Origin of the sequence: Tateyamaria sp. ANG-S1 (assembly GCF_000814025.1) — a bacterium.
Lineage (GTDB): Bacteria > Pseudomonadota > Alphaproteobacteria > Rhodobacterales > Rhodobacteraceae > Tateyamaria.
In genome coordinates, this window is sequence record NZ_JWLL01000001.1 from 119481 (window position 1) to 143382 (window position 23902).

Below are 23902 nucleotides of genomic sequence, written 5' to 3' on the forward strand. Positions count from 1 at the left end.
GAGACCTTTGGACTACTCGATTTACGATTTTGTGGACGCGCCCGTGTTCGTTTTGGTCGCTGACCGGGATGATCGCCCGGTTTTCGACTTCATGAATATGGCTGGCTGTCGTCTGCTGGGCGTTGAGCTGTCAGATGTTGTTGGCAAGGCCGTGCATGAGATGCTGGACGGCCGCGCGGCCTTTGCCGTGTATCGCCAGCAGTTGAAGGCGTGGAAAAGCGGCCAGAATGCCGAGTTTGAGACGGCTCTGCCGATGGGTGACGCGATGATGTGGTTTCGCACAAGCCTGGTCGCGTCACATGCGGAAGACGGATCGCTTTTGCGGATGGTGGGGACGTCGCATGACATTTCGTCCGAACGTGCGCTTGAGCAGCAGGAGGCGATGACGGCGGCGGCCACCCGTGAAATCGAAGATCTGGTGTGCCTTGCGGCACATGATCTGCGCAGTCCGATCAGCAATCTGAAGTCGCTGGCCTATCTGATGCGGACCGATTTCGTGGACCATGGCGATGGCAAGCTGGAGTTGATCAACATGATCGATGATTTGGCCGACAAATCGCTCTCTATCATTGCCGAGACGATGTCGCATGTCATGGCAAAGTCTGCGCCGCCATCCTTTGACACTGTTGATCTGGGACCGGTGTGCGATGACATCGTTGTGCTGCTTGATCCCTTGCGTCAGCATTCAGTGACCTATCCACGCATCACTGTCGAGGCGGATTTGACTGCGGTTCAGATCATATTGCGCAACCTGCTAGACAACGCTTTCAAGCATGCGGGCGACGGGGCGATACGTGTCGATGTCGCGGTATCGCAGGTCAATGCGCGGCGGCTGTGCCTGTCGGTGCGTGATCATGGCCGGGGGTTCGAGGCGGTCCCGTCAGATGATGCTGAGGCGCACAGTTCTGATCATGGGTATGGGTTGGTTGGCGTGACGCGGCTGGTCAAGGCGCGGGGGGGCACCATTCGCTTGGGCAACCCTGCAGATGGCACCGGGACCGACATTCGCGTCGAGTTGCCGGGCCGCATTCTGCATGCGGACCAGGCGCTGGTGCATGTCGGCTGATCAGGCGGCGAGGCCGGAGCTGCCCAGGTCCAGGAATTTGCGGCGGCGGTCTGCTACGAGATCCGCGCGCGTTTTGTTGTCCAGTTCCGACAGCATCGCGTCGATGGCCTTGCCTACGGATGTGAGGGTTGCGTCGCGGTGGCGGTGGGCCCCGCCCACGGTTTCGGGAATGATCCGGTCGGTGACGCCCAGTTGCTTGAGGTCCTGTGCGGTCAGGCGCAGCGCCTCTGCCGCTTCGCGCATCTTTTCGGCGTCTTTCCAGAGGATGGAGGCGCAGCCTTCGGGGCTGATGACCGAATAGACCGAGTGTTCGAGCATCGCGACCCGGTTCGCCGTGGCAAAGGCGACCGCGCCGCCCGAGCCGCCCTCGCCGATCACGACGGAGATCAGGGGCACGCCGATTTGCAGGCATTTTTCGGTGGACCGCGCGATCGCCTCGGACTGGCCGCGTTCTTCGGCGCCTTTGCCGGGGTAGGCCCCGGGGGTGTCGACCAGTGTGATGACAGGCAGGTTGAAGCGGTCGGCCATGTCCATCAGGCGGATGGCCTTGCGGTACCCTTCGGGTCGGGCCATGCCGAAATTGCGTTCGATCCGCGACTTGGTGTCGTTGCCCTTTTCGTGGCCGATGACGATGACGGGGCGGTCGTTGAACCGCGCAAGCCCGCCCATGACCGCGTGGTCATCGGCAAAGTTCCTGTCGCCGGCGAGTGGGGTGTATTCGGTAAAGAGCGCGTTGATGTAGTCGGTGCAATGGGGCCGGTCGGGGTGCCGGGCCACCTGGCATTTCCGCCAGGGCGTGAGGTCGGCGTAGAGGTCTTGGAGAAGTTGCGTGGCCTTGGCATCAAGCGCTGCGGCCTCGTCCGTGACGTCCATATCCTCGTTCTGGCGCGCGAGGGCGCGCAGTTCTTCTGCCTTGCCTTCGATCTCGGCCAGGGGTTTTTCGAATTCCAGATATTGCGTCACGCCTGCGTTCCCGATGCGGTTTTGCCGCTATATGGCCGCAGGATGCAGCATTTGCAACGTTAGGGAAAGAGGACAGGATAGAGCGATGCCACCAGCAGGGCGGCCATGGTCCAGTTGAACGCGGTCAGCCGCGCCGGATTGGTCAGGATGCGCGCCATTTGCTGGCCCAGCAATGTCCATGAGCTGACGGAGGGCAGGTTGATCGCGCCAAAGACGAGCGCGACGATTGCGATTGCCCAGAGCGTTGTGTCGGGGGCGTAGACCGTGACCGCCGTCAGGGCCATCGTCCATGCCTTGGGGTTGACCCATTGGAAGGCGGCGGCGTGCAGGAAGGTCATTGGCGTGCCTGTATCTGCGTTGTCGCGCGCGGGCGCGGCGGTTGCGATCTTGTAGGCGAGAAACAGCAGGTAGCCGACGGACGCGACTTTGAGGATCGTGTGGCTGATGGGATAGGCGTCGAAGACCTGCACCAGCCCGGCGCCGACCAGCAGCACCATGAAGACAAAGCCGAGCCCTACCCCCAGCATATGCGGGATCGTGCGCCGAAAGCCGAAATTCGCGCCCGAGGCCATGAGCATCAGGTTGTTCGGCCCCGGTGTGATGGAGCTGACGAAGGCGAAGGCGGCAAGCGCTGGGATCAGGTCGAGTGTCATGCGCAATAGATGTGATAGTTTGCGCCGCATTGAATTGCGGAAACGTGTCCATTTGGTTAGATTTCGCAATAAATGACGAAACTGGATCGTATAAACGAGCAAATATTGCATGAGCTTGGCCGGAACGGTCGGATCAGCAATCTGGAGCTTGCCGACCGGGTGGGCCTGTCCCCGTCGGCGTGTTTGCGGCGGGTGCAGGAGCTTGAACGCTCTGGCGTGATCGCGGGGTATCGCGCGGTTGTGGACCGGACCCGGTTGGGTGTGGGCTTTGTCGCCTATATCGCCGTGGGGCTGAACGATCATTCCAAGGCCAGCCAGGAAGCGTTTGAGCGTGCCATTTCGCGTGCGCCCGAGGTGCGGGAGTGCCACAACACTGCCGGTAGCATCGAGTATCTGCTGCGCATCGAATGCGTTGATCTGATCGCCTACAAGGCGTTTCATACGGACATGCTGGGGGCCTTGCCGCAAGTGAATGCCATCACGACCTATGTCGTGCTGGGCTCCCCCAAGGACGAGCGCGCCTAGGCCCGCTTGAGCGCGCGGCGCATCTGCGCGTCGGTTTCATCAAACAGACGGTGATATGTCGCCTTGCTCACCCCGTTTGGCACCGGGCCGTCCGATCTATGCGACCGGTTTGAACCTTTGGCCGCAACACGTGCGGTGGACGGCGCGCGGGAGGTTGTTGCGCGATGGACCTCGCGGGCGGTTTCTGCCGGTTGGGCGGGATGCTGCAGCGCGTAGGTTTCCATCACCACGGCGAGCGGAACGTTGACCCGGTCGTCGAGCGTCATGGGGGTGTCGGATGCGCAGCGGCGCAGAGCGGTGCGCAGCGGGCGCAGGTCGTTCATCTCGGACGCGGTGACGGGGATCAGGATGCGTTCCTTGCGGTCGATCCCGAGCGGCCGTTGATCGCGCAGTACGTCGCCAATCCGCAGCCGCAAGACGCCGAGCGCCTGTTCAACCGTGCGGTCGCCCCATGTCCGCGTCAGCCAGCGGGTGGATTTCAGCGTCACTGCGATCACGCCCGTGACGCTTCTGTCGCTGTCGGAGCCGTGAAAATGCGCAACCTCTTGCGAGAAGGCGCTGACCGAAAGGAGCCGCGTCACCGGATCGACGCCGGATGCCTCAGATCCCCGCGCGACCAGCTTCTGTTCGCGCAGCAGCAGCCATCCGGTGGCAGGCACGCAGAGCAGGTTGAGCAGGAAGACCGTCGGGGCGGCTTCGGCAAAGTACCAGCGCATAATGTCCGGCGGGGCGGCGAAGGCGGAGGTCATATGCAGGTTCATTGCAAGCCCGAGCATGAATAGTTTGCCGCCGTCGCCAAGTGGTAGCCTGTCCTGCACTGCAGCCCATGTGTACCCGACGACCCCGGCCAGCAACATGCCCAGAACACCCGCGGGCATACCGACCCCGCCGATCCCCACCCGCATGGCAATGGCGAGACACAGGCAGACGACAAGGCCCCGAAGCCCGAGAAACGCGCCCGCGAGCGCAATCGGTACGTTGCGCATGTCCACAATCACGCCGCCCGTCGGGCTGAGTGGCATCGACATTTGCAGACCCACGACAAGTGCAAAGAACACTCCAAGGCAGGGTGCCACGTACCATCCATGACGCAGGGCGGGTGCCAGCGCGCTGAAACACAACACGAGAAGCCCAAGGACCGCGAGCGAGCTTACGAAATCCAGAAGGACCGTTGCATCGACGAATGCCATACCATTTCCCTTCACACACCGGGCTATCTATCGCCCAAGTGTTGAAGAAAGCCCGAAGGCCTGGATCTGGATTCGTCCTAAATCATTACAATTTATAGATTATTGTGTCGCCTCGTCTGCGATGGCGGCAAAGATGGTGTCGAGTTCCCCCGCCAGAGTGGCGAGGTTCGCACCGGCCTCTGGCACGTAGGGGGCGAAGACGGTGGACGGCAGCTTGTAGCTGAGCGTCGCGGTTCCGTCCGTGTTTTCCGTCACATAGACCCGCACGGGTGCCTCGATCATCGCGGCGGTCGAGAGGTTCAGGATGTCCACCGCGTAGGCGTTGTTGAACAGGCCGATGACCCGGTTGCCGGGGATGGTGATGCCACGCGCCTTGGCGGCACCTGTGGGACCGGCTTGGGTCACGACGCCCATTTTGTTGGCCTTGGCCGCTGTTTTGACGTCGGCGATCAGTTGATCATAGCTTTTGTCGGTTGGTGTCACGGACCAGCCGTCGCGGGGGGCCATTTCGGCCTGTGCCGCTGCTGTGGTCACGATCAGGGCAAGCGTGGCGAGGGGCAGGCGCATGGGTGGTCTCCGGTATTGAATACCGGCGCAGGGAAGCATGTGGGCGGAGCCTTGCCCAATCACGTCTGTGTGCGTGGATTTTGCCCGGACGGACGGGTAGGGAAAAGGCCATGAAACGCTTGCTTGTGATTGTGATGCTGGTCGCAGTGGCGGCCTGTTCATCGCCCGAACCCGAGGCGCCGCCTGTGTCGGCCGTGCCGCTTTATCCCAACGAGACGCCCGAGCTGCGTGCCCAGATCGAGGCGGCGGCGGCCGAGAACGACATACCCGTCGCCTTGGTGCAGCGGGTGGTCATTCGCGAAAGCACCCACCGCCCATGGGCGCGGAACGGGCCCTATTATGGCTTGATGCAGATCTTGCCCGCAACCGCCCGCAGCATGGGGTTTCGGGGGCAACCCAATGATCTGCTCGATGCGGAGACCAACCTGAAATACGCGACGCGCTATTTGCGGGGCGCGTGGCTTGTGTCAGGTGGCGATATAGATGAGGCGGTCATGTGGTATGCGCGTGGCTATTACTTTGAGGCCAAGCGGTTGGGGTTGATCGCGGAAACTGGCGTGGACGGTCGTAAGGTCTGGCCGGATTAGGGATGTTTGGGTGACGTGCTTTGGCTGGAGCCAAAGACACCCCACCTCAGCCGCCGCACCGCGGCGCGTCACCCGACAGAGACAGCTTGCTGTCGGAGTCGGGAGCCATCCCCTTGGGCTTTGCGCTATGGGTTGGACTTTCCGTCATAGCAGGCGAAGGCGAGTTTGTTGCCGTCCAAGTCCCGAACGTAGGCCACGTAGAACGTGTCGCCATAGGCTTCGGGCCGGAAGCCCGGTTTGCCTTCGTCCGTCCCACCGCCATCAATTGCGAGCGTGTAGAGCGTGTCGACGTCGGATGCTGTTTTGACCCGGAACGCTGTCATTGAGCCGTTGCCCACCGTGGCGGGCTGATCGTCGAACGGATAGCAGACGAAGAAGCGGGCGACTGTCTCGTCGGTCTTGTCCCCCCATGAGGCGACCTGCGCGTCCTCGAAACACAGGGGCAGGTTCATGTGGGTGAAGAGGGGATCGTAGAAGGCCTTGGCCTTGGCCAGATCCTGTGTGCCGACAATCGTGTAGCCGATCATTTTGTGCGCCTCCGGATGCCATATGTGTTAGCAATACGGCTTTTGGGTGTGGGGCGCTACGGTATGTCAGGGATTGAAGATGCGCGCGCCAATTTCGGCGCGCGCGTGGTAAATCAGGTGCTTGCGATCATCTCGGACTGCCGCACGATCACTTCGGCCTGCTTGATCGAGGCGATGTCGACGAGGCGCCCTTTGTAGACTGTTGCCCCTTCGCCCTTTGCCTTGGCCTCTTCCATGGCGGCGAGGATTTCGCGGGCTTCGGTGACGGCTTCCTCGGACGGGGTGAAGACGTCGTTGGCGAGTGCCACCTGCTTGGGGTGGATCGCCCATTTGCCGACCATACCGAGTGTGGCCGAGCGCAGGGCCTGGGCGCGGAAGCCTTCGTCATCGGAGAAGTCGCCGAAGGGGCCGTCGACCGGCAGGACGCCGTGGGTGCGGCAGGCGGCAACGATGGCTGCTTGCGCCCAGTGCCAGGGATCGGACCAGTGTTTTTGCCCCTCGTGCAGCATGTAGTAGTTGGCTTGCGTGCCGCCGATGCCGGTGGTTGCCATGCCCATGGAGGCAGCGAAGTCCGCAGCGCCCAGCGACATGGCGGCAAGGCGGGGGGAGGCGGCGGCGATCTCTTCGACATGGGCAATGCCAGCAGCGGATTCGATGATCACCTCGAAGGTGATTTTCTTGCTGCGCCCCTTGGCGGCCTCAATGGCGGTGACGAGTGCGTCAACGGCGTAGATGTCTGCGGCGCAGCCGACCTTGGGGATCATGATCTGGTCGAGACGGTCGCTGGCTTGCTCCAGCAGGTCCACCACGTCGCGGTACCAGTAGGGCGTGTCGAGACCGTTGATCCGGACACTGAGTGTCTTGGTGCCCCAGTCGATGTTGCCGATGGCCTCGATCACGTTGGCGCGGGCGCTGTCCTTGTCGGAGGGGGCGACGCTGTCTTCGAGGTCGAGGTTGATGACGTCCGCGGCTGAGCCCGCCATTTTTTCGAAGATCGCGGGGCGCGAGCCCGGACCGAAGAGCTGGCAGCGGTTGGGGCGGGCAGGGGGCGTCGGTTGTAGGCGGAATGACATGGCGCGACCTTTGGTAAGATAATTTCGTTTTGGCTGTCTTGGCTGGTATTAAATTGCGCTAGCGGCTGCAAGGGTCATTTTGCAGGTGCAGCATGGGGTGAAGATTCTGTGGTGGTGTCATCCTCGTGTGCGAAAAATTCGACAAATACTGAATTGGCGCACAAATCTTCGAAGATTGGGTGAATTCGGAAGTGTTTCGCGATGTGCTTGCGCCGCACTTGCGTAGACTGCCCTGCAAGGACCAAGGGGATGTCAGATGATTCAAACACCGTATCTTTTGTTTTTGGGTGACGCGCCGGACCAACTGGCGGCCAAGGTGGCGCAGGGGATCAAGGATTGGCGTCCCGAGAATGCTGTCGGCCAGATTCGGCTGGAGGGTTGCGGTGCCGATATGGGCCTGACCGACATGACCCTTGAGGAAGGGCTTGCTGCTGGGGCCAAGACGCTGGTGATCGGTGTTGCAAACCGGGGCGGTGTGATCTCGGACGCCTGGAAGGTGGTTTTAGTTGAGGCGCTGAAGCTGGGCTACGATCTTGCCGCCGGGCTGCACAACCTGCTGCGCGACGAGGACGAGTTGCAGGCGGCGGCCAAGGTGAATGGGCGGACGCTGCATGATGTGCGGGTGCCGACCATCGCCTATCCCATCGCCAACGGGAAGAAGCGCAGCGGCAAGCGGGTGCTGGCCATTGGCACCGATTGTTCCTGTGGCAAGATGTATACGGCCATGTCGATGGATGCGGAGATGCGCGCGCGGGGCATGAATTCGGATTTCCGGGCGACCGGGCAGACGGGCATTCTGATCACGGGCAAGGGCGTGCCGCTGGATGCGGTGATTGCGGACTTCATGGCGGGGGCTGTCGAGTATCTGACGCCCGACAATGATGACGATCACTGGGATCATATCGAGGGGCAGGGGAGCCTGTACCACGTGTCCTATTCCGGTGTGACCATGGCGCTGATCCACGGCGGCCAGCCGGATGCGCTGGTTCTGTGTCACGAGCCGACCCGGACACACATGCGCGGGTTGCCGCATTACGGGTTGCCGACGCTGGAGCAGTTGCGCGACACGGCCCTGCCGATTGCGCAGGTCGCGAACCCGGGCTGCTTTGTGGCAGGTGTGTCGGTCAACACCAAGGCGTTGGATGAAGATGCCGCGCGGGCGTGTTTGGCGGAGATCGAGGACCGTATGGGTCTGCCCACCACCGACCCGTTCCGTTTTGGGGCTGGCAAGCTGGTGGATGCGCTGACATCCTGACCTTCGGCCCCGTGGCTGGTCGGCCCTTCGGGGAGGATTTTTTGAAACAGGGAAGGGTGGACCGATGCGCATTGAAGTGACGCAGGACGTGTTTCGGCTGGAGCAGGCCTTTACCATTTCGCGCGGGTCGCGGACCGAGGCGCATGTGTTGACTGTGCGCGTGTCCGATGGCGTGCATAGCGGGTGGGGGGAATGTGTACCCTATGCCCGGTATGACGAAACCTTGGATAGCGTGACGGCAGAGATCGAAGCGCTGTCTGGGGAGCTGACGCGCGAGGGGCTGTACGACCTGCTGCCTGCTGGTGCGGCCCGCAATGCTGTCGATTGTGCGTTGTGGGATCTGGAAGCGAAGCAAGCGGGTAAGCGGGCCTGGGAGTTGGCCGGTTTGGCGGCACCCGGGCCGGAGATCACGGCCTATACCCTGTCGTTGGACACGCCCGAGGCCATGCAGGCGCAGGCGGCGGAGCATGCGCATCGGCCACTGCTCAAGATCAAGCTGGGCACGCCGGATGATATGCCACGGCTGGAGGCGGTGCGCGCCGGGGCGCCCAAGTCCCGCATCATTGTTGATGCCAACGAGGGTTGGTCTGCCGAAGTTTATGCCGATCTGGCGCCGCATCTGGTGCGTCTGGGGGTGCAGATGGTGGAGCAGCCGCTTCCTGCGGGTGATGATGAGGCCCTGATTGGGATCGAGCGGCCTGTGCCTGTGTGTGCCGACGAGTCTTGCCATGACCGTTCGGACCTGCCTGCGCTGAAGGGCAAGTATGACATGGTGAATATTAAAGTCGACAAGACCGGTGGGCTGACCGAAGCGCTTGCCCTGCGTGATGCGGCGCGGGCCGAGGGATATGACATCATGGTAGGTTGCATGGTTGGGTCGTCCCTTGCCATGGCGCCTGCGACGCTGGTGGCGCAAGGCGTGGCTGTGACGGATCTGGATGGACCTTTGCTGTTGGCCGAGGATCGGCAGGCGCCGCTCATCTTTGATGAGGCCGGGGTGCATCCGCCCACGGCGGCCTTGTGGGGATGATCCCGCTTGGGTGCGACAGTGCGCCTGCGCCCCTTGCACCCGTTGAAATCGTAACATAACGCCACGCGCACGAGACCTGCCTGAAGGAGCCAAGCCCATGACCCGGACCGTATATGTAAACGGAGAGTACCTGCCCGAGACCGAGGCCAAGGTGTCGATCTTTGACCGGGGGTTCCTGATGGCCGACGGGGTTTATGAGGTGACATCGGTGCTGGACGGCAAGCTGATCGACTTTGATGGCCATGCCGTGCGCTTGCAGCGTTCGCTGGACGAGTTGGAGATGCAGTCGCCGATCTCGAAAGAAGATCTGCTGGAGGTGCATCGGGAGTTGGTGCGTCTGAACGGGATCGAAGAGGGCATGATCTATCTTCAGATCACGCGGGGCGCGCCCGATGATCGCGACTTTGTCTTCCCTGATCCGGAGACGACCGAACCTACCATTGTGCTGTTTACTCAGAACAAGCCGGGGCTCGCCGACAATCCGGCGGCCAAGAAGGGGATGAAGGTCATCAGCATCGACGACATCCGCTGGGGTCGGCGCGACATCAAGACAGTGCAGCTGCTGTATCCATCCATGGGCAAGATGATGGCCAAGAAGGCGGGGGCCGATGACGCCTGGATGATCCAGGACGGGTTCGTGACCGAAGGCACGTCGAACAACGCCTATATCGTGAAGGGCAACAAGATCATCACGCGCGCCCGGTCGAACGACATTCTGCACGGGATCACTCGTGCTGCGGTTCTGCGGTTCGCGAAGGAAGCGCAGATGGAAGTGGAAGAGCGCAATTTCACCATCGAAGAGGCGCGTGAGGCGGATGAGGCGTTCATCACCTCGGCCTCGACTTTCGTGATGCCGGTGGTCGAGATTGACGGCGAGAAACTGGGTGAAGGCGTGCCCGGTCGCGTGGCCCCGCGCCTGCGCGAAATCTATCTGGATGAGAGCCGCAAGGCCGCCATCTAACTCCCCGGTTTCAGGCCCGCTTTTCGATTATCCCTTGAAAAGCGGGCTTTTTATTCCCATTTGAGAATGTGAACTATATTAACATCGAGGGATAAATTAAATGAATGAAGAGATCATCCTGAGCCTTTTGAGCGAGAATCTGATCCTGATTCTGGCTGCGATTTTCCTGCTGGTCTGTCTGTTTCTGGGCGTGCGGATCGTGCCGCAGGCGGACAAGTTCGTGGTCGAACGCTTTGGCCGCCTGCATTCGGTTCTTGGCCCGGGCATCAACTTCATCGTGCCGTTTCTGGACGTGGTGCGCCACAAGGTGTCGGTGCTGGAGCGGCAGTTGCCCAATGCGAACCAGGACGCGATCACGTCGGACAACGTGCTGGTGCAGGTGGAAACCAGCATCTTTTACCGCGTGACCGAGCCTGAGCGGACGGTGTATCGTATCCGCGACGTGGATGGCGCCGTGCAGACCACGGTCGCCGGTATTGTGCGGGCCGAGATCGGTAAGATGGAACTGGACGAGGTGCAGTCGAACCGGTCGCAGTTGATCGACCAGATCAAGCACCTGGTGGAAGAGGCTGTGAACGACTGGGGCATTGAGGTGACGCGGGCCGAGATCCTGGACGTGAACCTCGACAAGGCGACGCGCGATGCGATGTTGCAGCAGTTGAATGCGGAACGTGCGCGCCGTGCTGCCGTGACCGAGGCCGAAGGCAACAAGCGCGCCATGGAGCTGAATGCGGATGCGGAGTTGTATGCCGCTGAGCAAGCGGCGAAGGCGCGCCGGGTTGAGGCGGAGGCCGAAGCCTATGCAACCCAAGTGGTGGCTGAGGCGATTGCATCCCACGGGATTGAGGCCGCGCAGTATCAGGTGGCGCTCAAGCAGGTTGATGCCGTGTCGACCATTGCATCCGGTGCCGGGCAGCAGACGATCGTTCTGCCGTCGAGTGCGATGGATGCCTTTGGTGAGGCCTTTGGCATGTTGAAAGGGAGGAAATCGTAATGACAGCCTTGTGGAGCATCTGGTGGGCGTGGATCGTGGCCGCCCTGATCTTTGCCTTCATTGAAGTGTTCGTACCTGCCTTTGTCTTTCTGGGCATGGCGGTCGGGGCGGTTGTGGTTGGCGTCGCGCTGGGCTTTGGCGCGCTGGGCTGGATCGGGGCCGGGTTGCCTGCGCTACTGTTGCTCTTTGCCGTATCATCCGTGGCCGCCGCTGTTGGATTGCGCAGCGTGATCGGTGTGCGCCGGGGGCAGGTGCGCATTGTCGAGCGTGACATCAATGAGTGAGGGTTAGGGCGGAGGACACCTCCGCCTTACGATTTCAGGCCCCGTTGCCTGCGTGGCTGAGCAGTTCATCCCCGTTATGCACCAGCCGCGTGGTCCATGGGATCGGGTTGCGCAGGGCGAAGTGGGCCATGCAGGCGCCCTCGGCCTCGGCCAGCAGCGCCTCGATCCGGTCGCGCGGTTCGGGGCTTTCGATCAGCACATGGGTTTCGACCAGTTCGGTTTTGCCATCCGTCGTATGGCCGAAGTCGCGCATGTGGCCGAGGTTCGTAGCAAAGCGCACCCGTTGTTCCAGCTTCAGCGACGTGATCTCGATCTTGCGGGCGGTGTAAATGTCGGTGAGGTGGGTCATCAGGCAGAACCCGATGCCCGCGCAGAAATAGGCGAGCGGCGGTGGGGCCTGATCCTCGCCCACGGGCGGCTGTTCATCGCAATAGAGCGTGAGGGGCGAGAAGCCGGGGATGTTGACCGACACCGAGCCGGTCTTGTGCTGTTTGGTGCCCGCTTCGGCGACGAGGTTGACCTCGAATTGCAACGGATCGGGCGCCTTGGCCCGTTTGAACGGGTCTGGGGTGAAGGCCGTTGGGGTCGGAGCGTCTGTTGCGCGGGCACCGACGCGGTAGCTCATCCCTTGTCTCCGACATTTTGGGCGAAGGCGTCCTTGAACTCGGCCTTTTGCGCGTCGGAGGCCTCGGTCTGGTAGTTGGCTTTCCACTCGGCCATCGTCATGCCGTAAAAGGTTTCGCGGGCGTCGTCCTTGGAGATTTCTATCCCCTTTTCGGCTGCAGCTTCCTGATACCAGCGGGACAGGCAGTTTCGGCAGAAGCCCGTCAGGTTCATCATGTCGATGTTCTGGACGTCTGTGCGGTCTTCCATCAGGTGCTGGCGGAGGCGGCGGAAGGCGGCGGCTTCCAGTTCGATGCGGGTTTGGTCGTCCATATGTGTGGTCCTTTTTGTTGGGGTTGGACCGGGGCGCTGCCCCGGACCCCGTGGTATTTTTGGTCAGAAGAAGATGCGGTTAGAGATTGGCCTGTTCGCGGGCGGCTTCAAGGTGGTGGGCCAGGAGGTTGGCCCAGAGGCGTTGGTCTTCAGCCTTGGCGATCAGGTCCTGGCGGATTTCCAGGATGACATTGGGGCGGCCTGGGATATGGGCGTGCTGGCTCATCGCGTCGCCGGGGAAGAAGCCCGCATAGGGGGCGTTGTCGCCGACGGGTGAGGTGAGCGCGCCCGAAAGGCTGGCGATCAGCGGGTCGGCGATGCGCCGGTCGCGCGCCGAAAGCACGCCGATTTCCCAGGGGCGGCGGGGGCGGCCCACGAGTTGTGGTGTGAAGCTGTGAACCGCGAGGAAGGTGATGTCGCGGGTGCCCGACGTGCGCGCGATAGCGTCGTGGTAGGGGTCGTAAAGCGTGTCGATGCGGCGCTGGCGCTCGACCCCGGTGAGGGGACGGTTGCCGGGGATGATCGTGCCGTCATAAAGCTGTGGCACCAACGTTGGATCATCGGCCCCTCGGTTGGGGTCGATGACGAGGCGCGAGAAGTTGGCGCTGACCACGGGCGCGTTCAATGCCTCGCCCAATGCGCGGGCCACGCCGAGTGCGCCAATGTCGATGGCGATGTGGCGCTGCATCTCTGCCTCGGGCAGGCCGAGGGTACCGCCGTTCACGTGATTTGGCACGATATTGGTGGCGTGATCACAGGTGATGACCCATGCCCCGCCGCGTTCTGCACCATCAATGGAAAACGGTGTCTGTGTCATTTGATCGTCACGCATTGTATTGCAGGTTTAGGTCAGTTGCCTCGGGATGTGAATTGGGCAATAAGAGCGCTGTTAGCGGTATCAGAGGAAAGGCAAGACCATGCGACGCCTGCGCAATGTAAAGATCGTGGCCACTTTGGGGCCTGCCTCGGACACCTACGACACCATCCGCGCGCTGCACGAGGCGGGCGCGGATGTGTTCCGGCTGAACATGTCCCATGGCAGCCACGAGGAGATCGCCGAAAAGCACGCGATCATCCGCAAGGTCGAGGAAGACACCGGATCTGCCATTGCCATTCTGGCCGACCTGCAGGGGCCGAAGCTGCGTGTGGGTGTCTTTGCGGGCGACAGCGAGGTGCTGGACGAGGGGGCGAAGTTCCGTCTGGACCTGAACGAGAAAGAGGGCGACAGCAGCCGTGTCTGCCTGCCGCATCCCGAGATTTTCCAGGCGCTGGAAGTGGGCAAGACGCTGCTGGTCAACGATGGCAAGATCCGCCTGAAGGTCGAGGCCTGCGGTCCCGATTTTGCCGATTGCATTGTCATTGCGGGTGGCGTGATTTCCAACCGCAAGGGCGTGAATGTGCCGGATGTCGAGCTGCCCTTGGCTGCGCTGTCGGAAAAGGACAAGTCGGACCTGACCTTCGTGGCAGAGTTGGGCGTGGATTGGATCGCGCTGAGCTTTGTGCAGCGTGCGGCTGATGTGGAAGAGGCCAAGGCCATGATCAAGGGCCGCGCCGCTGTGCTGTCCAAGATTGAAAAGCCAAATTCGGTGGAACGCTTTGATCACATCCTGCAGGTCAGTGATGGGATCATGGTGGCCCGTGGCGATCTGGGCGTCGAGCTGCCGGTGCAGAACGTGCCGCCGATCCAGAAACGTTTGGTGCGCAAGTGCCGCCACGCTGGCAAGCCCGTGATCGTGGCGACCCAGATGCTGGAAAGCATGATCGAAAGCCCGATGCCAACCCGCGCCGAAGTGAGCGATGTGGCCACAGCCATCTACGAAGGCGCCGATGCCGTGATGTTGAGCGCCGAGAGCGCCGCGGGCAGCTATCCGATCGAAGCTGTCACGACCATGGACCGTGTCGCCGCCGAGGTCGAACAGGACCCGACCTATACTCAGATCATCGAATCCAGCCGGAGCGCGAACCGCGCCTCTGTCGCCGACGGTATTGTGGCCGCTGCGCGCGAGATTGCGGAGACAACCGACATCAAGGCGATCTGCTGCTTTACCCAAAGCGGGACGACGGCCCTGCTGGTTGCGCGCGAGCGGCCGCGTGTGCCGATCATCGCGCTCACCCCGTTGGCGCGCACGGCGCGGCGCATGGCGCTGAGCTGGGGGTGCAATTGCTATATCACCCCGACGATGGAACGGTTCAAAGAAGCTGTGGTCGGTGCCGCCCGTACGGCACGTGATGGCGGCTTCGCCGGAGCGGAAGACCAGATCGTGGTGACAGCCGGCGTGCCCTTCAACGTCACGGGCACCACCAACATCCTGCGCGTGGCCCCTTGCGATGAACGTTTGATTTACGCAACCGATCCGGAGTAGCCTGCCTTTACGACAGGCAAGGTTACGACATGAGCCCCGACTACTATCTGGTTCTTGGCATTCTGATCGCCGGATTCTCAATCCCGTCCGTGCTGTCCGCGATTTCGGACCGCCGGGCACCGCGGGCATCTGCCATCACCGTTTTGATTGCGGGTGGGCTGATTGTCTTGGCCCTTCAGACGCAGCCCGGTGGGTATACCCTGCAGGAAATCCCGGACGTTTTTGTCCGGGTGATTGCCAGCTTTATCTGATGGTATGAAGGCCGCCCGGACCGGGCGGAATTCCACTTGCCATATGTCCCGTCTGCTCGTATACGCCAGCTTCGTTCCGCGCGTCCGGCCCAAGTGGCATGCCGAGTCGCGCATCTACCGCACTCAAACGATGGAGACGGAAATGCCCAAGATGAAGACGAAATCGAGCGCCAAGAAGCGCTTCAAGGTGACCGCCACCGGCAAGGTGATGGCAGGTCAGGCCGGTAAGCGCCACGGCATGATCAAGCGCACCCGCAAGTTCATTCGTGACGCCCGTGGCACCACGACCCTGTCTGCCCCCGACGCGAAAATCGTCAAGGGCTACATGCCCTACGACCGCTAAGAAGAAGGAGCAGAGAGATGTCCCGCACCAAAGGTGGAACCGTCACCCACGCCCGTCACAAGAAGGTCATCAAGGCCGCCAAAGGTTACTATGGCCGCCGCAAAAGCACCTTTAAAGTCGCACGCCAGGCCGTCGACAAGGCCAACCAGTACGCAACCCGTGACCGTCATAACCGCAAGCGCAACTTCCGCGCCCTGTGGATCCAGCGTATCAACGCAGCTGTCCGCGCCCATGACGAAGCGCTGACCTACAGCCGCTTCATCAACGGTCTGAACCTGGCCGGCATCGAAGTGGACCGCAAGGTTCTGGCCGACCTGGCTGTGAACGAGCCGGAGGCATTTGCCGCGATCGTGGACCAGGCCAAGGCGAAACTGAACGCCTGATACCTACCCCAAGTTGACGAAAAAGCCGCCCCATACGGAGGCGGCTTTTTTATTGCCTTTTTACCCATCAATCCCCCTTGTTTTTGCTTGATCCTGTGGTGAGGGCGGTTCACCATACTAAATGTAGGATTGATGAGGTAACGGTATGAATTTGACTCGGCTGGTGTATTACTCCCAAAGAAACCCATCAGAGAGCCTCGATTCACAGGACCTGATTGAAACCTGTCAGCGCAATAACAAGCGTATGAACCTGACCGGGATGCTGCACTACAATGGTGACCATTTCCTGCAGGTGATCGAAGGCGGGCGGGTCGAGGTATCGGCGCTCTATCACCGAATTTCACGCGATCCGCGCCACAGCAATATCATCCTGTTGTCGTGTGCTGACGCCCGCGAGCGTATCTTCCCCACCTGGTCCATGGGTCTGCATCAGGGCATGGATGACAGGGCGCAAAGCATCTACTTGCGCTACTTCTCAACGGACGAGATCAACCCCGAGACAGTGAACGTCGATAGCCTGCTTGATGTGCTGCAGGATCTGTCGGTGGAACTCTCCCCGCGGTTTTCCGTCGACCGAAGCTAGGGGATCAGCGCCGGGCTTTCCGGCGCTCGCGCACCAGTGCGTTTTCGGCACTGCGAGCACGATCCTCGGCTGCATTGGCGCGGCGGCGCCACTTGGCCGTTTCTCCCGACAGCATTGCAATATGCGCCGCACTTTCGTTCCGATACTTTTGGCGAGACAGCAAATACCCGATCACTGCGGCTACAGCCATGAGGGCAAATGCGACCCCAAATTGAAGCGCAATGGTCGCCATCATTCAGTTTCCCCTTTCGACACACGCAATTCAACGCGCCGGTTGATACCGTCGTCGCCATCGCTGCCTTGCTGAAGCGGTGCCCGCGACCCGAACCCAACCGTTTCGAACTGCCTCGTGTCGATGCCCAAGGCAGACAGCACATCGACCGTGTTTTCCGCGCGGGTCCAGCTGAGCTGAAGGTTGGCAAGGTCCGATCCCGAACTGTCAGAGTGCCCTGCAACCAAAACGCGCGCTTGCGGGCAGGCATTGACCTGTGTGCCGATCTTGAACAGGTGATCATAGCTTGGCGGTGGCACTTGCGCGCTGCCCGCATCGAACTGCATGAGCACGCCCGAGACATCGGCCGCCAGCTGCACCACACAGTCCTGTTCGATCTCGACCGGGGCCGCAACCACGTCCACCGGTGCTGGTGTGTCTTCCAGCGCGGTCAACCACGGCAGGTCTGTCGCGCTGTCCGTTGAGGTGGTCGCGACCACATCCAATGCTGCGACGTCTGTTGCGTCGGCAGTGTCTTCGACCGGTTCGTCAGCCGCAACGACCATCGGTGCAGCCGTGAGTTCAGAGCCAACCGTGTCCGTCTCGGGTGCGGGAAGGTTCATGCTCAGGACGCCAACGCCCGCCAGAACGACAATGCCCAGCCCGCCCAGAACAGACAGTGCCAGCGTTGAGCCGCCGCGCGTTTGCGTCAGACGCTCAGCCCCAGCTAGGGTGAGCCCAGCCGCCCGTAACGCGCGCATTTCGCGTTGTCTTGCCTTGCCCCGCATCTCGTCCGTCCCCCAGATAACACACTACTTGTAGAAAGTGACCGACAGTCCCGCCTCATTGCGTTCGAAATGAACCTGCAGCCCCAAAAGCTGAGCCGTCTCGCGTATCATCGCTTCGTTTTCCGCCAGGTCGAGTTCGGTGCGCCCGTCATCCAGAACCAGGGTCAAACCCAGTTCCCGAACAGTGTGCTGCAGCACCGATTTCAAACGATGCGAATACATGATTGGTTTCATTCGTGGCGACCGTCACTTCACTAACACACGATTCCTGTGACCATACCACATCCTGTGCAATACGCTATCGAATATCCTAAATATTGCGGCTGGTGATGAAGCGGCTGTGCTTTCGTGGAATGCGGGAAAATGACTATCCTGAATTGTAATTGGTGATTGTAATTTGCTGCACTGCACACCGGTTTCCTGTGCAATTCGGGGCTCATCTCGAATGCAGCTCCGTGATTGTGAAACGGACATTGGCTGCTCTGGCGCAGATCAGGGAATGTCCCCAATCAACACTCTCTGCACAATGACGGGATCGCGGACCCTCTGCATGTCGCCTGATCTTGCCATCCTGCCGCGTTGTGGTAGCAGGGCAGCGAATGAAGGAGCACGTCATGGACGATCTCAAATCCAAGTACCTGACCCAGATCGCCGATGCTGCGGATGAAGCGGTGCTGGAAGACATCCGCATTGCGGCTGTGGGCAAAAAGGGTGAAGTCGCACTGAAGATGCGCGAGCTGGGCAAGATGACGGCCGAAGAGCGTCAGGTGGCTGGTCCGGCGCTTAACGCGCTCAAGTCCGAGATCAACAGCGCGCTCGCCGCGAAGAAAGCGGCGCTCGCAGACGCGGCGCTTGATGAGCGGCTGCGGTCGGAATGGCTGGATGTGACCCTGCCGACCCGAACGCAGCGCCGCGGCACGATCCACCCGATCAGTCAGGTCAGCGAAGAGGTCACGGCCATCTTCGCCGAAATGGGCTTTTCCGTCGCCGAAGGGCCGCGGATCGACACCGACTGGTACAACTTCGATGCGTTAAACATCCCCGGCCACCACCCCGCACGGGCCGAGATGGACACGTTCTACATGCACCGGGCGGAAGGCGACAATCGCCCGCCGCACGTGCTGCGCACCCATACCTCTCCGGTGCAGATCCGGTCGATGGAGGCGACAGGCGCCCCCACCCGCATCATTTGCCCCGGCGGTGTCTACCGCGCCGATTACGACCAGACGCACACGCCCATGTTCCACCAAGTCGAGGGCCTCGCCATCGACAAGGACATCTCGATGGCGAACCTGAAGTGGGTGCTGGAAGAGTTCGTGAAATCCTATTTCGAGGTGGACGGCGTTGACCTGCGCTTCCGCGCATCCCACTTCCCCTTCACCGAACCCTCGGCGGAGGTCGACATACGCTGTTCCTGGGAAGGCGGTACGCTGAAAGTGGGCGAGGGCGACGACTGGCTCGAAATCCTCGGCTCCGGCATGGTGCACCCCAAGGTGCTGGAAGCGGGCGGGATCGACCCCGCCGAATGGCAGGGCTTTGCCTTCGGAATGGGCATCGACCGCATCGCGATGCTGAAATACGGCGTGCCCGACCTGCGCGCCTTCTTCGACAGCGACCTGCGCTGGCTGCGGCACTACGGCTTTGCAGCGCTGGACGTGCCGACATTGCATGGCGGGTTGAGCCGGTAAGCACCGGCCCAATCCTTCCCTGTTTTAAAAAATCCCCCCCCGGAGGGTCGCTCGGCCAACAACGCCGACCGCTTGCCCTATTGTGCGGTCCAACTATCTCTGCCGCATGCGCAAATGGCTCGTCCTCACCCTCGTCACCCTGATTGTGATCGCCCACATTTTCCTGTGGCGCTCAGACATGCCGACGCATCTCAAACTCACCTTCACCATTATCAATGCGACAGGCTGGACCATCGTACTGGCGCCCATCCTGCTGATCGACCGCTGGCTGGAGGCGATCCAGCGGCGCAATGGAGACGACCACGACAATGTGACGTGACATGCGGATCTGAATGGCTAGCGTGCGTCTGATGACACGACCTCTTGCTATTGCCGCGCTGCTCAGCGCATTGCCCGCCCTCACCACCGCCCAAACCCAACGCGAGACCTGCCATATCGGCGTGCCCTGCGCGCTGGGCGACCGGTCCTACCATGTGCGTGAGCCCGACGGTTGGGACGGCACCAGCCCGATGCCCCTTCTCATCCACTTCCACGGCTGGCAGCGCACCGGGGCGCTGCCGGTCCAGCACCAGCGCATTTCCGACGCCACCCAAAGACGCGGGGTGCTGCTGATTGCGCCCAATGGCCTGCGCAAGACGTGGAACATGTGGTCGGCAGAGACCGAGGATGTGCAATTCGCGGCAGACGTGCTGAAAGACGTCGCCGCGCGCTATCCTATCGACGCCGACAATATCTTTCTGTCGGGCTATTCCTATGGCTCGATCATGGCGTGGCGGGTGGCCTGCGACCGCGGCACGGACCTGAACATCCGCGCGCTTCTGGGTATCTCTGGCACCATCAACCTGTCGGAAGATTGCGCCCAAGCCCCGCGCGAGGCGCGACATGTGCATGGGCTCAAGGACAACGTGCTCGACTATCCCTATGGCCCTGATGGCGACACGACCTACCCCGTGTCCCTCTGGCGCGACCGGCTGGACTGCTCCGACACGCAAACCGACCTTGGCGACTGGTCACAGGTCGATTTCCTGACCCTCACGCGCACCGAATGGCAGGACTGTGCGGGCGGGGTCAAGGTCACGCTCGACACCCATCCTGGCGGGCATTTCATCCCCCATGGCTGGATCGCGCGGCAACTGGATGAACTTCTGGGCCGCGCGCCCGCCTATCCCTGACCGAACAGGGCGGACGACACGTCCGCCTTACGCGCCACACCCCGTAAGGCGGAGGTGCCCTCCGCCCCTCCCACGCTTGCACCTTGGCCGGAACTTTGCCATTGCAGGCCCGGTACTGGAATGCAGGGGACGACCCGATGAAATTCACGCTCAGCTGGCTCAAGCAGCACCTCGACACCACGGCTTCGGTGGACGAGATCACCTATGCGCTGACCGACCTTGGCCTTGAGGTCGAAGGGGTTGAGGACCGCGGGGCGAAGCTGGCCGACTTTACCATCGGCAAGGTGCTGAGCGCCGAAAAGCATCCCGACGCCGACCGCCTGCGCGTGTGCCAGGTGGCGACGGATGAGGGCGAGAAACAGATTATCTGCGGCGCCCCCAATGCGCGCGAAGGCATCACCGTCGTCGTGGCCAAGCCCGGCGTCTATGTCCCCGGCATCGACACCACCATCGGCGTGGGCAAGATCCGGGGCATCGAAAGCTTCGGCATGATGGCCTCCGAACGCGAGATGGAGCTGTCGGACGAACATGACGGTATCATCGAACTGCCCTCGGGCGAGGTTGGTGATCGGTTCGTGGATTGGTTGGCCGAAAACGACCCGGCCAAGGTCGACCCAGTGATCGAGATCGCCATCACCCCCAACCGCCCCGATGCGCTGGGCGTGCGCGGTATTGCGCGCGATCTGGCAGCCCGTGGTTTGGGCACCATGCGCCCCAACCCTGTGCCGGAGGTCGAGGGGGCCTTTGTCTCCGACATCACGGTCAGCATTGATGACGACACGCGCGATGGCTGCCCTGTCTTCTTTGGCCGCCTGATCCGGGGGGTGCAGAACGGACCAAGCCCCGCATGGTTGCAGGACCGCCTGCGCGCCATCGGGTTGCGCCCGATCTCGTTCCTCGTCGATGTGACCAATTACTTCACCTACGACTTGAACCGCCCCCTGCACGTCTTTGACGCGGACAAGGTCGCGGGCAATCTGCGCGTGCACCGTGCCAAGGGCGGCGAGGAAATCGCGGCGCTGGACGAGAAAACCTACACCTTTCAGCCCGGTCAGATGATCATCTCGGACGACAATGGCCCGGAAAGCATTGCCGGTGTCATGGGCGGCGCCGAAACCGGCTGCACCGAAGAGACGGTGAACGTCTTTGTCGAAAGCGCTTACTGGGACCCGATCCAGATCGCCTACACAGGCCGCGCGCTCAAGATCAACTCGGACGCGCGCTACCGCTTTGAACGGGGCGTCGATCCGGCCTTCACCCCCGTGGGGCTCGACCATGCCTGCGCGATGATCCTCGACCATGCAGGCGGCACGGCCTCCAGCATGATCAGCGCGGGTGCCATCCCCGACACCAGCCGCGCCTACCGTCTGAACGCGGCCCGGGTGCAAAGCCTCGTAGGCATGGAGATCCACGAAAGCGAACAGCGCCAGACGCTGACCGCGTTGGGCTTCAAGCTCGAAGGGGACATGGCCCAGGTGCCAAGCTGGCGCCCGGACGTGATGGGCGAGGCCGATCTGGTCGAGGAAGTGGCGCGTGTCGCCTCCCTCACCAAGCTGAAGGGCAAACCCTTGCCCCGCCTCACCGCAGGCGTGCCGAAACCCGTGATGACCGTCAAGCAACGCCGCGAACAGATCGCGCGCCGGACTGCGGCTGCGCTCGGATACAACGAATGCGTGACCTACAGCTTCATCGATCAGGCCTCGGCCAAGCTGTTCGGCGGCGGCGATGATGCAACGATGCTGGAGAACCCGATCTCCAGCGACATGAGCCACATGCGCCCTGCGCTGTTGCCCGGTCTCTTGCAGGCCGCGGCCCGCAATCAGGCACGCGGCTTTGCCGACCTCGCGCTGTTCGAGGTTGGCCCAGCATTCCAAGGTGGGGAGCCAGGCGAACAGCACTTGCAAGTCTCGGGCCTGCTTGTCGGTCGCACCGGACCCAAGGACGTGCACGGCGCCTCGCGGCCCGTTGATGTCTATGACGTCAAGGCCGATGCCGAAGCGATCCTGTCCGCTATCGGCGCACCCGCCAAGGTGCAGATCATGCGCGGTGCGGATGCGTGGTGGCACCCGGGTCGCCACGGCAAGATCTGCCTTGGCCCCAAGAAGGTGCTGGGTATCTTTGGTGAGTTGCACCCCCGCGTGCTTGAGGCGATGGATGTCAAGGGACCGGCCATGGCCTTCACCCTCTGGCCTGCCGAGGTGCCACTGCCCCGCAAGGCCGGTGCCAACAAGGGCGCGCTGGAGATCAGCGACCTGCAAGCGGTCGAGCGCGACTTTGCCTTTGTCGTTGATACCGAGGTCGAGGCGCTGACCCTCGTGAACGCCGCCATGGGCGCAGACAAGGCGCTGATCGAAGATGTGCGCATTTTCGACGAGTTCATCGGCGGCTCCTTGGGCGAAGGCAAGAAATCCCTCGCCCTGACCGTGCGCTTGCAGCCGAAGGGCGCGACCCTCAAGGACGCGGATATCGAGGCCGTGGCGCAGAAGGTGGTCGAGAAGGTCACCAAGGCCACGGGCGGCACGCTGCGCGGCTAGTTTCGGTAGCCCGGGGGGCCAGCCCCCCGGACCCCCCGGAGTTTATCTGGCAAGATGAAGGGCTGGATCAGTTCTCTGCCAGCATGTCTGCAAGCAGGTCAAACACCAGCCTGATGCGTTTGCTCGTGTGTAGGTCGCGATGCGTGACGAGCCAGACGGGGAAGGTCAGGTCGGTTACGCCATCCAGCAGCCGCACGGCGTCGTCGAATTGCGCAGCGATGTGGTCTGACATCGGAAACAGGCCAAATCCCTTGCGCATCATCTCCCACGTGGTGATCCCGCTGGTCGAGCCGGTGCGCAGGTTCTCCCGCGTGACCGGGATGCCCCGGTCTGCCATGGCCGCGATGAACCGATCATCGTCGGCCATGCTGATGAAGTCATGCTCCTTCAGCGCCTCGACGGATGCGGGCATACCCCGCTGTGCAACATAGCCCTTTGACGCATAAAGATGCGCCGAGGCGTCGTTGATCTTGCGCGCGATCAGGTCGGGTTCGGTCGGGCGCACGTGACGGATGGCGATATCGGCCTCGCGCTTGAGGATGTCGCGGATGTCGTTGGCTGCGATTACATCGACCCGCAGGCGTGGGGCGAGGCTGCGCAGCTTCAGCAGGGTATCGGGCAGCACATAGGCGCTCATCATATCGGATGCGGTGACGCGGATTGTGCCGTCGAGCCCCTGGGTCCGCCCCTGCGCGATGACGCCGATGCGCTGGGCTGCGTCCCCCATCTTGCGCGCCTCGACCAACAGGTCGCGCCCGGCATCCGTCAGGGTCATGGACCGGGCGGTGCGTTCGAAAAGGGCCAGCCGCAATTCCTCCTCCAGCGCCGCCACCTGTCGCCCGACCGTGGGTTGCGTCAGCCCCAGCTGCCGCGCGGCCGCAGAGAGCGATCCGCTTTCCGCCGTGGCGAGGAATGCGCGCAGATGTGTCCAGTCGAAACCCTTGTCCATGCAAATTTGTATATATGCCCTGCGTA

30 protein-coding genes are annotated in these 23902 nt (G+C 62.0%); 17 read left to right on the plus strand and 13 right to left on the minus strand.

All coding sequences use genetic code 11. The features are described from left to right. Nucleotides 1-7 precede the first annotated feature (7 nt). Nucleotides 8-1066 carry a PAS domain-containing sensor histidine kinase gene (locus RA29_RS00630; protein ID WP_039681934.1) on the plus strand — a complete coding sequence of 353 codons (1059 nt, stop codon included), beginning with the start codon at nucleotides 8-10 and terminating at the stop codon, nucleotides 1064-1066. Here the strand turns inward: RA29_RS00630 and RA29_RS00635 are convergent, their stop codons facing one another. Continuing rightward, nucleotides 1067-2029 carry an acetyl-CoA carboxylase carboxyltransferase subunit alpha gene (locus tag RA29_RS00635; RefSeq protein ID WP_039681936.1) on the minus strand — a complete coding sequence of 321 codons (963 nt, stop codon included), beginning with the start codon at nucleotides 2027-2029 and terminating at the stop codon, nucleotides 1067-1069. 59 nt (nucleotides 2030-2088) lie between these two features. Further along, nucleotides 2089-2682, minus strand: coding sequence for a LysE family translocator (locus RA29_RS00640; protein ID WP_039681938.1), 594 nt, complete (start codon nucleotides 2680-2682; stop codon nucleotides 2089-2091). 72 nt (nucleotides 2683-2754) lie between these two features. Between RA29_RS00640 and RA29_RS00645 the strand changes: the two genes are divergently transcribed. Continuing rightward, nucleotides 2755-3207, plus strand: coding sequence for an Lrp/AsnC family transcriptional regulator (locus tag RA29_RS00645; protein WP_039681940.1), 453 nt, complete (start codon nucleotides 2755-2757; stop codon nucleotides 3205-3207). Here the strand turns inward: RA29_RS00645 and RA29_RS00650 are convergent. Together RA29_RS00650 and RA29_RS00655 are read right to left on the minus strand one after the other, a co-directional pair. After that, nucleotides 3204-4397 (minus strand): LytS/YhcK type 5TM receptor domain-containing protein, encoded by a 1194-nt coding sequence (locus tag RA29_RS00650; RefSeq protein ID WP_039681942.1) that lies wholly within the window; start codon nucleotides 4395-4397, stop codon nucleotides 3204-3206. The genes RA29_RS00645 and RA29_RS00650 overlap by 4 nt on opposite strands. A gap of 99 nt (nucleotides 4398-4496) precedes the next feature. Continuing rightward, on the minus strand, nucleotides 4497-4964 hold the full coding sequence (locus tag RA29_RS00655) for a DUF302 domain-containing protein (protein ID WP_039681944.1): 468 nt from the start codon (nucleotides 4962-4964) through the stop codon (nucleotides 4497-4499). A 110-nt stretch (nucleotides 4965-5074) separates the two neighbouring features. Here RA29_RS00655 and RA29_RS00660 point away from each other — a divergent pair, with 110 nt between their 5' ends. Then, complete coding sequence (locus tag RA29_RS00660) at nucleotides 5075-5551, plus strand: lytic transglycosylase domain-containing protein (RefSeq protein WP_039681946.1); 477 nt, start codon at nucleotides 5075-5077, stop codon at nucleotides 5549-5551. A gap of 125 nt (nucleotides 5552-5676) precedes the next feature. Here the strand turns inward: RA29_RS00660 and RA29_RS00665 are convergent, their stop codons facing one another. Continuing rightward, the gene (locus RA29_RS00665; protein WP_039681948.1) at nucleotides 5677-6078 is read right to left on the minus strand and encodes a VOC family protein; all 402 of its coding nucleotides are present in this window, start codon (nucleotides 6076-6078) and stop codon (nucleotides 5677-5679) included. A 113-nt stretch (nucleotides 6079-6191) separates the two neighbouring features. Further along, nucleotides 6192-7151 carry an L-malyl-CoA/beta-methylmalyl-CoA lyase gene (locus RA29_RS00670; RefSeq protein ID WP_039681950.1) on the minus strand — a complete coding sequence of 320 codons (960 nt, stop codon included), beginning with the start codon at nucleotides 7149-7151 and terminating at the stop codon, nucleotides 6192-6194. Between the two features lie 256 nt (nucleotides 7152-7407). Here RA29_RS00670 and dgcN point away from each other — a divergent pair, with 256 nt between their 5' ends. The 5 genes from dgcN to RA29_RS00695 all read left to right on the plus strand — a co-directional run bounded on the left by dgcN (nucleotide 7408) and on the right by RA29_RS00695 (nucleotide 11675). Further along, a complete protein-coding gene (gene dgcN / locus RA29_RS00675) occupies nucleotides 7408-8406 on the plus strand; it encodes an N-acetyltransferase DgcN (RefSeq protein ID WP_039681952.1) in 999 nt (332 codons plus the stop codon). 64 nt (nucleotides 8407-8470) lie between these two features. Next, entirely contained in the window at nucleotides 8471-9436 is a 966-nt protein-coding gene (gene dgcA, locus RA29_RS00680) for an N-acetyl-D-Glu racemase DgcA (protein ID WP_039681954.1), read from the plus strand. A gap of 97 nt (nucleotides 9437-9533) precedes the next feature. After that, the gene (locus tag RA29_RS00685) at nucleotides 9534-10397 is read left to right on the plus strand and encodes a D-amino-acid transaminase (RefSeq protein ID WP_039681956.1); all 864 of its coding nucleotides are present in this window, start codon (nucleotides 9534-9536) and stop codon (nucleotides 10395-10397) included. A 100-nt stretch (nucleotides 10398-10497) separates the two neighbouring features. Next, nucleotides 10498-11391: an SPFH domain-containing protein gene (locus tag RA29_RS00690; RefSeq protein WP_039681958.1), complete on the plus strand. Its 894-nt coding sequence runs from the start codon at nucleotides 10498-10500 to the stop codon at nucleotides 11389-11391. After that, nucleotides 11391-11675 carry a hypothetical protein gene (locus RA29_RS00695; protein WP_039681960.1) on the plus strand — a complete coding sequence of 95 codons (285 nt, stop codon included), beginning with the start codon at nucleotides 11391-11393 and terminating at the stop codon, nucleotides 11673-11675. Before RA29_RS00690 ends, RA29_RS00695 begins: the two co-directional genes overlap by 1 nt. 34 nt (nucleotides 11676-11709) lie before the next feature. Here RA29_RS00695 and RA29_RS00700 read toward each other — a convergent pair whose 3' ends face one another. From RA29_RS00700 to RA29_RS00710, 3 genes are all read right to left on the minus strand, one after another. Next, a complete protein-coding gene (locus RA29_RS00700) occupies nucleotides 11710-12300 on the minus strand; it encodes an OsmC family protein (RefSeq protein ID WP_039681963.1) in 591 nt (196 codons plus the stop codon). Then, on the minus strand, nucleotides 12297-12611 hold the full coding sequence (locus RA29_RS00705) for a DUF1244 domain-containing protein (RefSeq protein ID WP_039681964.1): 315 nt from the start codon (nucleotides 12609-12611) through the stop codon (nucleotides 12297-12299). Before RA29_RS00705 ends, RA29_RS00700 begins: the two co-directional genes overlap by 4 nt. A 79-nt stretch (nucleotides 12612-12690) precedes the next feature. Beyond that, nucleotides 12691-13428: an N-formylglutamate amidohydrolase gene (locus RA29_RS00710; protein WP_039682334.1), complete on the minus strand. Its 738-nt coding sequence runs from the start codon at nucleotides 13426-13428 to the stop codon at nucleotides 12691-12693. Nucleotides 13429-13528: 100 nt separating this feature from the next. Here RA29_RS00710 and pyk point away from each other — a divergent pair, with 100 nt between their 5' ends. The 5 genes from pyk (at nucleotide 13529) to RA29_RS00735 (ending at nucleotide 16534) form a co-directional block, all read left to right on the plus strand. Continuing rightward, complete coding sequence (pyk, locus tag RA29_RS00715) at nucleotides 13529-14974, plus strand: pyruvate kinase (RefSeq protein ID WP_039681966.1); 1446 nt, start codon at nucleotides 13529-13531, stop codon at nucleotides 14972-14974. A gap of 29 nt (nucleotides 14975-15003) precedes the next feature. After that, nucleotides 15004-15225, plus strand: coding sequence for a hypothetical protein (locus RA29_RS00720; RefSeq protein ID WP_039681968.1), 222 nt, complete (start codon nucleotides 15004-15006; stop codon nucleotides 15223-15225). A 142-nt stretch (nucleotides 15226-15367) separates the two neighbouring features. Then, nucleotides 15368-15568 (plus strand): 50S ribosomal protein L35, encoded by a 201-nt coding sequence (rpmI, locus tag RA29_RS00725; RefSeq protein ID WP_039682336.1) that lies wholly within the window; start codon nucleotides 15368-15370, stop codon nucleotides 15566-15568. Between the two features lie 17 nt (nucleotides 15569-15585). Further along, entirely contained in the window at nucleotides 15586-15951 is a 366-nt protein-coding gene (rplT, locus tag RA29_RS00730) for a 50S ribosomal protein L20 (RefSeq protein ID WP_039681970.1), read from the plus strand. Nucleotides 15952-16096: 145 nt separating this feature from the next. Continuing rightward, complete coding sequence (locus RA29_RS00735; RefSeq protein ID WP_082029387.1) at nucleotides 16097-16534, plus strand: BLUF domain-containing protein; 438 nt, start codon at nucleotides 16097-16099, stop codon at nucleotides 16532-16534. Nucleotides 16535-16538: 4 nt separating this feature from the next. Here the strand turns inward: RA29_RS00735 and RA29_RS00740 are convergent, their stop codons facing one another. From RA29_RS00740 to RA29_RS00750, 3 genes are read right to left on the minus strand one after another with little or no spacing between them, the layout of a single operon-like run. After that, nucleotides 16539-16769 (minus strand): hypothetical protein, encoded by a 231-nt coding sequence (locus RA29_RS00740; protein WP_039681972.1) that lies wholly within the window; start codon nucleotides 16767-16769, stop codon nucleotides 16539-16541. Next, on the minus strand, nucleotides 16766-17506 hold the full coding sequence (locus RA29_RS21695; protein WP_193743431.1) for an OmpA family protein: 741 nt from the start codon (nucleotides 17504-17506) through the stop codon (nucleotides 16766-16768). The genes RA29_RS00740 and RA29_RS21695 overlap by 4 nt, the downstream gene beginning before the upstream one ends. A gap of 51 nt (nucleotides 17507-17557) precedes the next feature. After that, nucleotides 17558-17767, minus strand: coding sequence for a hypothetical protein (locus tag RA29_RS00750; protein ID WP_152612881.1), 210 nt, complete (start codon nucleotides 17765-17767; stop codon nucleotides 17558-17560). 380 nt (nucleotides 17768-18147) lie between these two features. Here RA29_RS00750 and pheS point away from each other — a divergent pair, with 380 nt between their 5' ends. The 4 genes from pheS to pheT all read left to right on the plus strand — a co-directional run bounded on the left by pheS (nucleotide 18148) and on the right by pheT (nucleotide 22927). Continuing rightward, complete coding sequence (gene pheS, locus RA29_RS00755; protein WP_039682341.1) at nucleotides 18148-19221, plus strand: phenylalanine--tRNA ligase subunit alpha; 1074 nt, start codon at nucleotides 18148-18150, stop codon at nucleotides 19219-19221. A gap of 106 nt (nucleotides 19222-19327) precedes the next feature. Beyond that, nucleotides 19328-19540 carry a hypothetical protein gene (locus tag RA29_RS00760; protein ID WP_039681976.1) on the plus strand — a complete coding sequence of 71 codons (213 nt, stop codon included), beginning with the start codon at nucleotides 19328-19330 and terminating at the stop codon, nucleotides 19538-19540. Nucleotides 19541-19571: 31 nt separating this feature from the next. After that, nucleotides 19572-20393 carry a polyhydroxybutyrate depolymerase gene (locus RA29_RS00765; RefSeq protein WP_039682344.1) on the plus strand — a complete coding sequence of 274 codons (822 nt, stop codon included), beginning with the start codon at nucleotides 19572-19574 and terminating at the stop codon, nucleotides 20391-20393. A 137-nt stretch (nucleotides 20394-20530) separates the two neighbouring features. Continuing rightward, complete coding sequence (gene pheT, locus RA29_RS00770) at nucleotides 20531-22927, plus strand: phenylalanine--tRNA ligase subunit beta (RefSeq protein WP_039681978.1); 2397 nt, start codon at nucleotides 20531-20533, stop codon at nucleotides 22925-22927. A gap of 67 nt (nucleotides 22928-22994) precedes the next feature. On the opposite strand, the gene RA29_RS00775 is transcribed toward pheT, so the two are convergent. Continuing rightward, the gene (locus RA29_RS00775) at nucleotides 22995-23876 is read right to left on the minus strand and encodes a LysR family transcriptional regulator (protein ID WP_039681980.1); all 882 of its coding nucleotides are present in this window, start codon (nucleotides 23874-23876) and stop codon (nucleotides 22995-22997) included. Nucleotides 23877-23902 lie beyond the last annotated feature (26 nt).

Excerpts from the sequence above, each read along its gene's own strand:
- RA29_RS21695 (WP_193743431.1), bottom strand. The coding sequence starts at position 17,506 with ATGCGCGCGTTACGGGCGGCTGGGCTCACCCTAGCTGGGGCTGAGCGT.
- RA29_RS00665 (WP_039681948.1), bottom strand. The coding sequence starts at position 6,078 with ATGATCGGCTACACGATTGTCGGCACACAGGATCTGGCCAAGGCCAAG.
- RA29_RS00695 (WP_039681960.1), top strand. The coding sequence starts at position 11,391 with ATGACAGCCTTGTGGAGCATCTGGTGGGCGTGGATCGTGGCCGCCCTG.
- dgcN (WP_039681952.1), top strand. The coding sequence starts at position 7,408 with ATGATTCAAACACCGTATCTTTTGTTTTTGGGTGACGCGCCGGACCAA.
- RA29_RS00660 (WP_039681946.1), top strand. The coding sequence starts at position 5,075 with ATGAAACGCTTGCTTGTGATTGTGATGCTGGTCGCAGTGGCGGCCTGT.
- RA29_RS00750 (WP_152612881.1), bottom strand. The coding sequence starts at position 17,767 with ATGAAACCAATCATGTATTCGCATCGTTTGAAATCGGTGCTGCAGCAC.
- RA29_RS00740 (WP_039681972.1), bottom strand. The coding sequence starts at position 16,769 with ATGATGGCGACCATTGCGCTTCAATTTGGGGTCGCATTTGCCCTCATG.
- RA29_RS00685 (WP_039681956.1), top strand. The coding sequence starts at position 9,534 with ATGACCCGGACCGTATATGTAAACGGAGAGTACCTGCCCGAGACCGAG.
- rplT (WP_039681970.1), top strand. The coding sequence starts at position 15,586 with ATGTCCCGCACCAAAGGTGGAACCGTCACCCACGCCCGTCACAAGAAG.
- pheT (WP_039681978.1), top strand. The coding sequence starts at position 20,531 with ATGAAATTCACGCTCAGCTGGCTCAAGCAGCACCTCGACACCACGGCT.
- dgcA (WP_039681954.1), top strand. The coding sequence starts at position 8,471 with ATGCGCATTGAAGTGACGCAGGACGTGTTTCGGCTGGAGCAGGCCTTT.
- RA29_RS00670 (WP_039681950.1), bottom strand. The coding sequence starts at position 7,151 with ATGTCATTCCGCCTACAACCGACGCCCCCTGCCCGCCCCAACCGCTGC.
- RA29_RS00640 (WP_039681938.1), bottom strand. The coding sequence starts at position 2,682 with ATGACACTCGACCTGATCCCAGCGCTTGCCGCCTTCGCCTTCGTCAGC.
- RA29_RS00705 (WP_039681964.1), bottom strand. The coding sequence starts at position 12,611 with ATGGACGACCAAACCCGCATCGAACTGGAAGCCGCCGCCTTCCGCCGC.
- pheS (WP_039682341.1), top strand. The coding sequence starts at position 18,148 with ATGGACGATCTCAAATCCAAGTACCTGACCCAGATCGCCGATGCTGCG.
- RA29_RS00765 (WP_039682344.1), top strand. The coding sequence starts at position 19,572 with ATGACACGACCTCTTGCTATTGCCGCGCTGCTCAGCGCATTGCCCGCC.
- RA29_RS00650 (WP_039681942.1), bottom strand. The coding sequence starts at position 4,397 with ATGGCATTCGTCGATGCAACGGTCCTTCTGGATTTCGTAAGCTCGCTC.
- pyk (WP_039681966.1), top strand. The coding sequence starts at position 13,529 with ATGCGACGCCTGCGCAATGTAAAGATCGTGGCCACTTTGGGGCCTGCC.
- RA29_RS00700 (WP_039681963.1), bottom strand. The coding sequence starts at position 12,300 with ATGAGCTACCGCGTCGGTGCCCGCGCAACAGACGCTCCGACCCCAACG.
- rpmI (WP_039682336.1), top strand. The coding sequence starts at position 15,368 with ATGCCCAAGATGAAGACGAAATCGAGCGCCAAGAAGCGCTTCAAGGTG.
- RA29_RS00720 (WP_039681968.1), top strand. The coding sequence starts at position 15,004 with ATGAGCCCCGACTACTATCTGGTTCTTGGCATTCTGATCGCCGGATTC.
- RA29_RS00760 (WP_039681976.1), top strand. The coding sequence starts at position 19,328 with ATGCGCAAATGGCTCGTCCTCACCCTCGTCACCCTGATTGTGATCGCC.
- RA29_RS00655 (WP_039681944.1), bottom strand. The coding sequence starts at position 4,964 with ATGCGCCTGCCCCTCGCCACGCTTGCCCTGATCGTGACCACAGCAGCG.
- RA29_RS00775 (WP_039681980.1), bottom strand. The coding sequence starts at position 23,876 with ATGGACAAGGGTTTCGACTGGACACATCTGCGCGCATTCCTCGCCACG.
- RA29_RS00735 (WP_082029387.1), top strand. The coding sequence starts at position 16,097 with ATGAATTTGACTCGGCTGGTGTATTACTCCCAAAGAAACCCATCAGAG.
- RA29_RS00645 (WP_039681940.1), top strand. The coding sequence starts at position 2,755 with ATGACGAAACTGGATCGTATAAACGAGCAAATATTGCATGAGCTTGGC.
- RA29_RS00690 (WP_039681958.1), top strand. The coding sequence starts at position 10,498 with ATGAATGAAGAGATCATCCTGAGCCTTTTGAGCGAGAATCTGATCCTG.
- RA29_RS00710 (WP_039682334.1), bottom strand. The coding sequence starts at position 13,428 with ATGACACAGACACCGTTTTCCATTGATGGTGCAGAACGCGGCGGGGCA.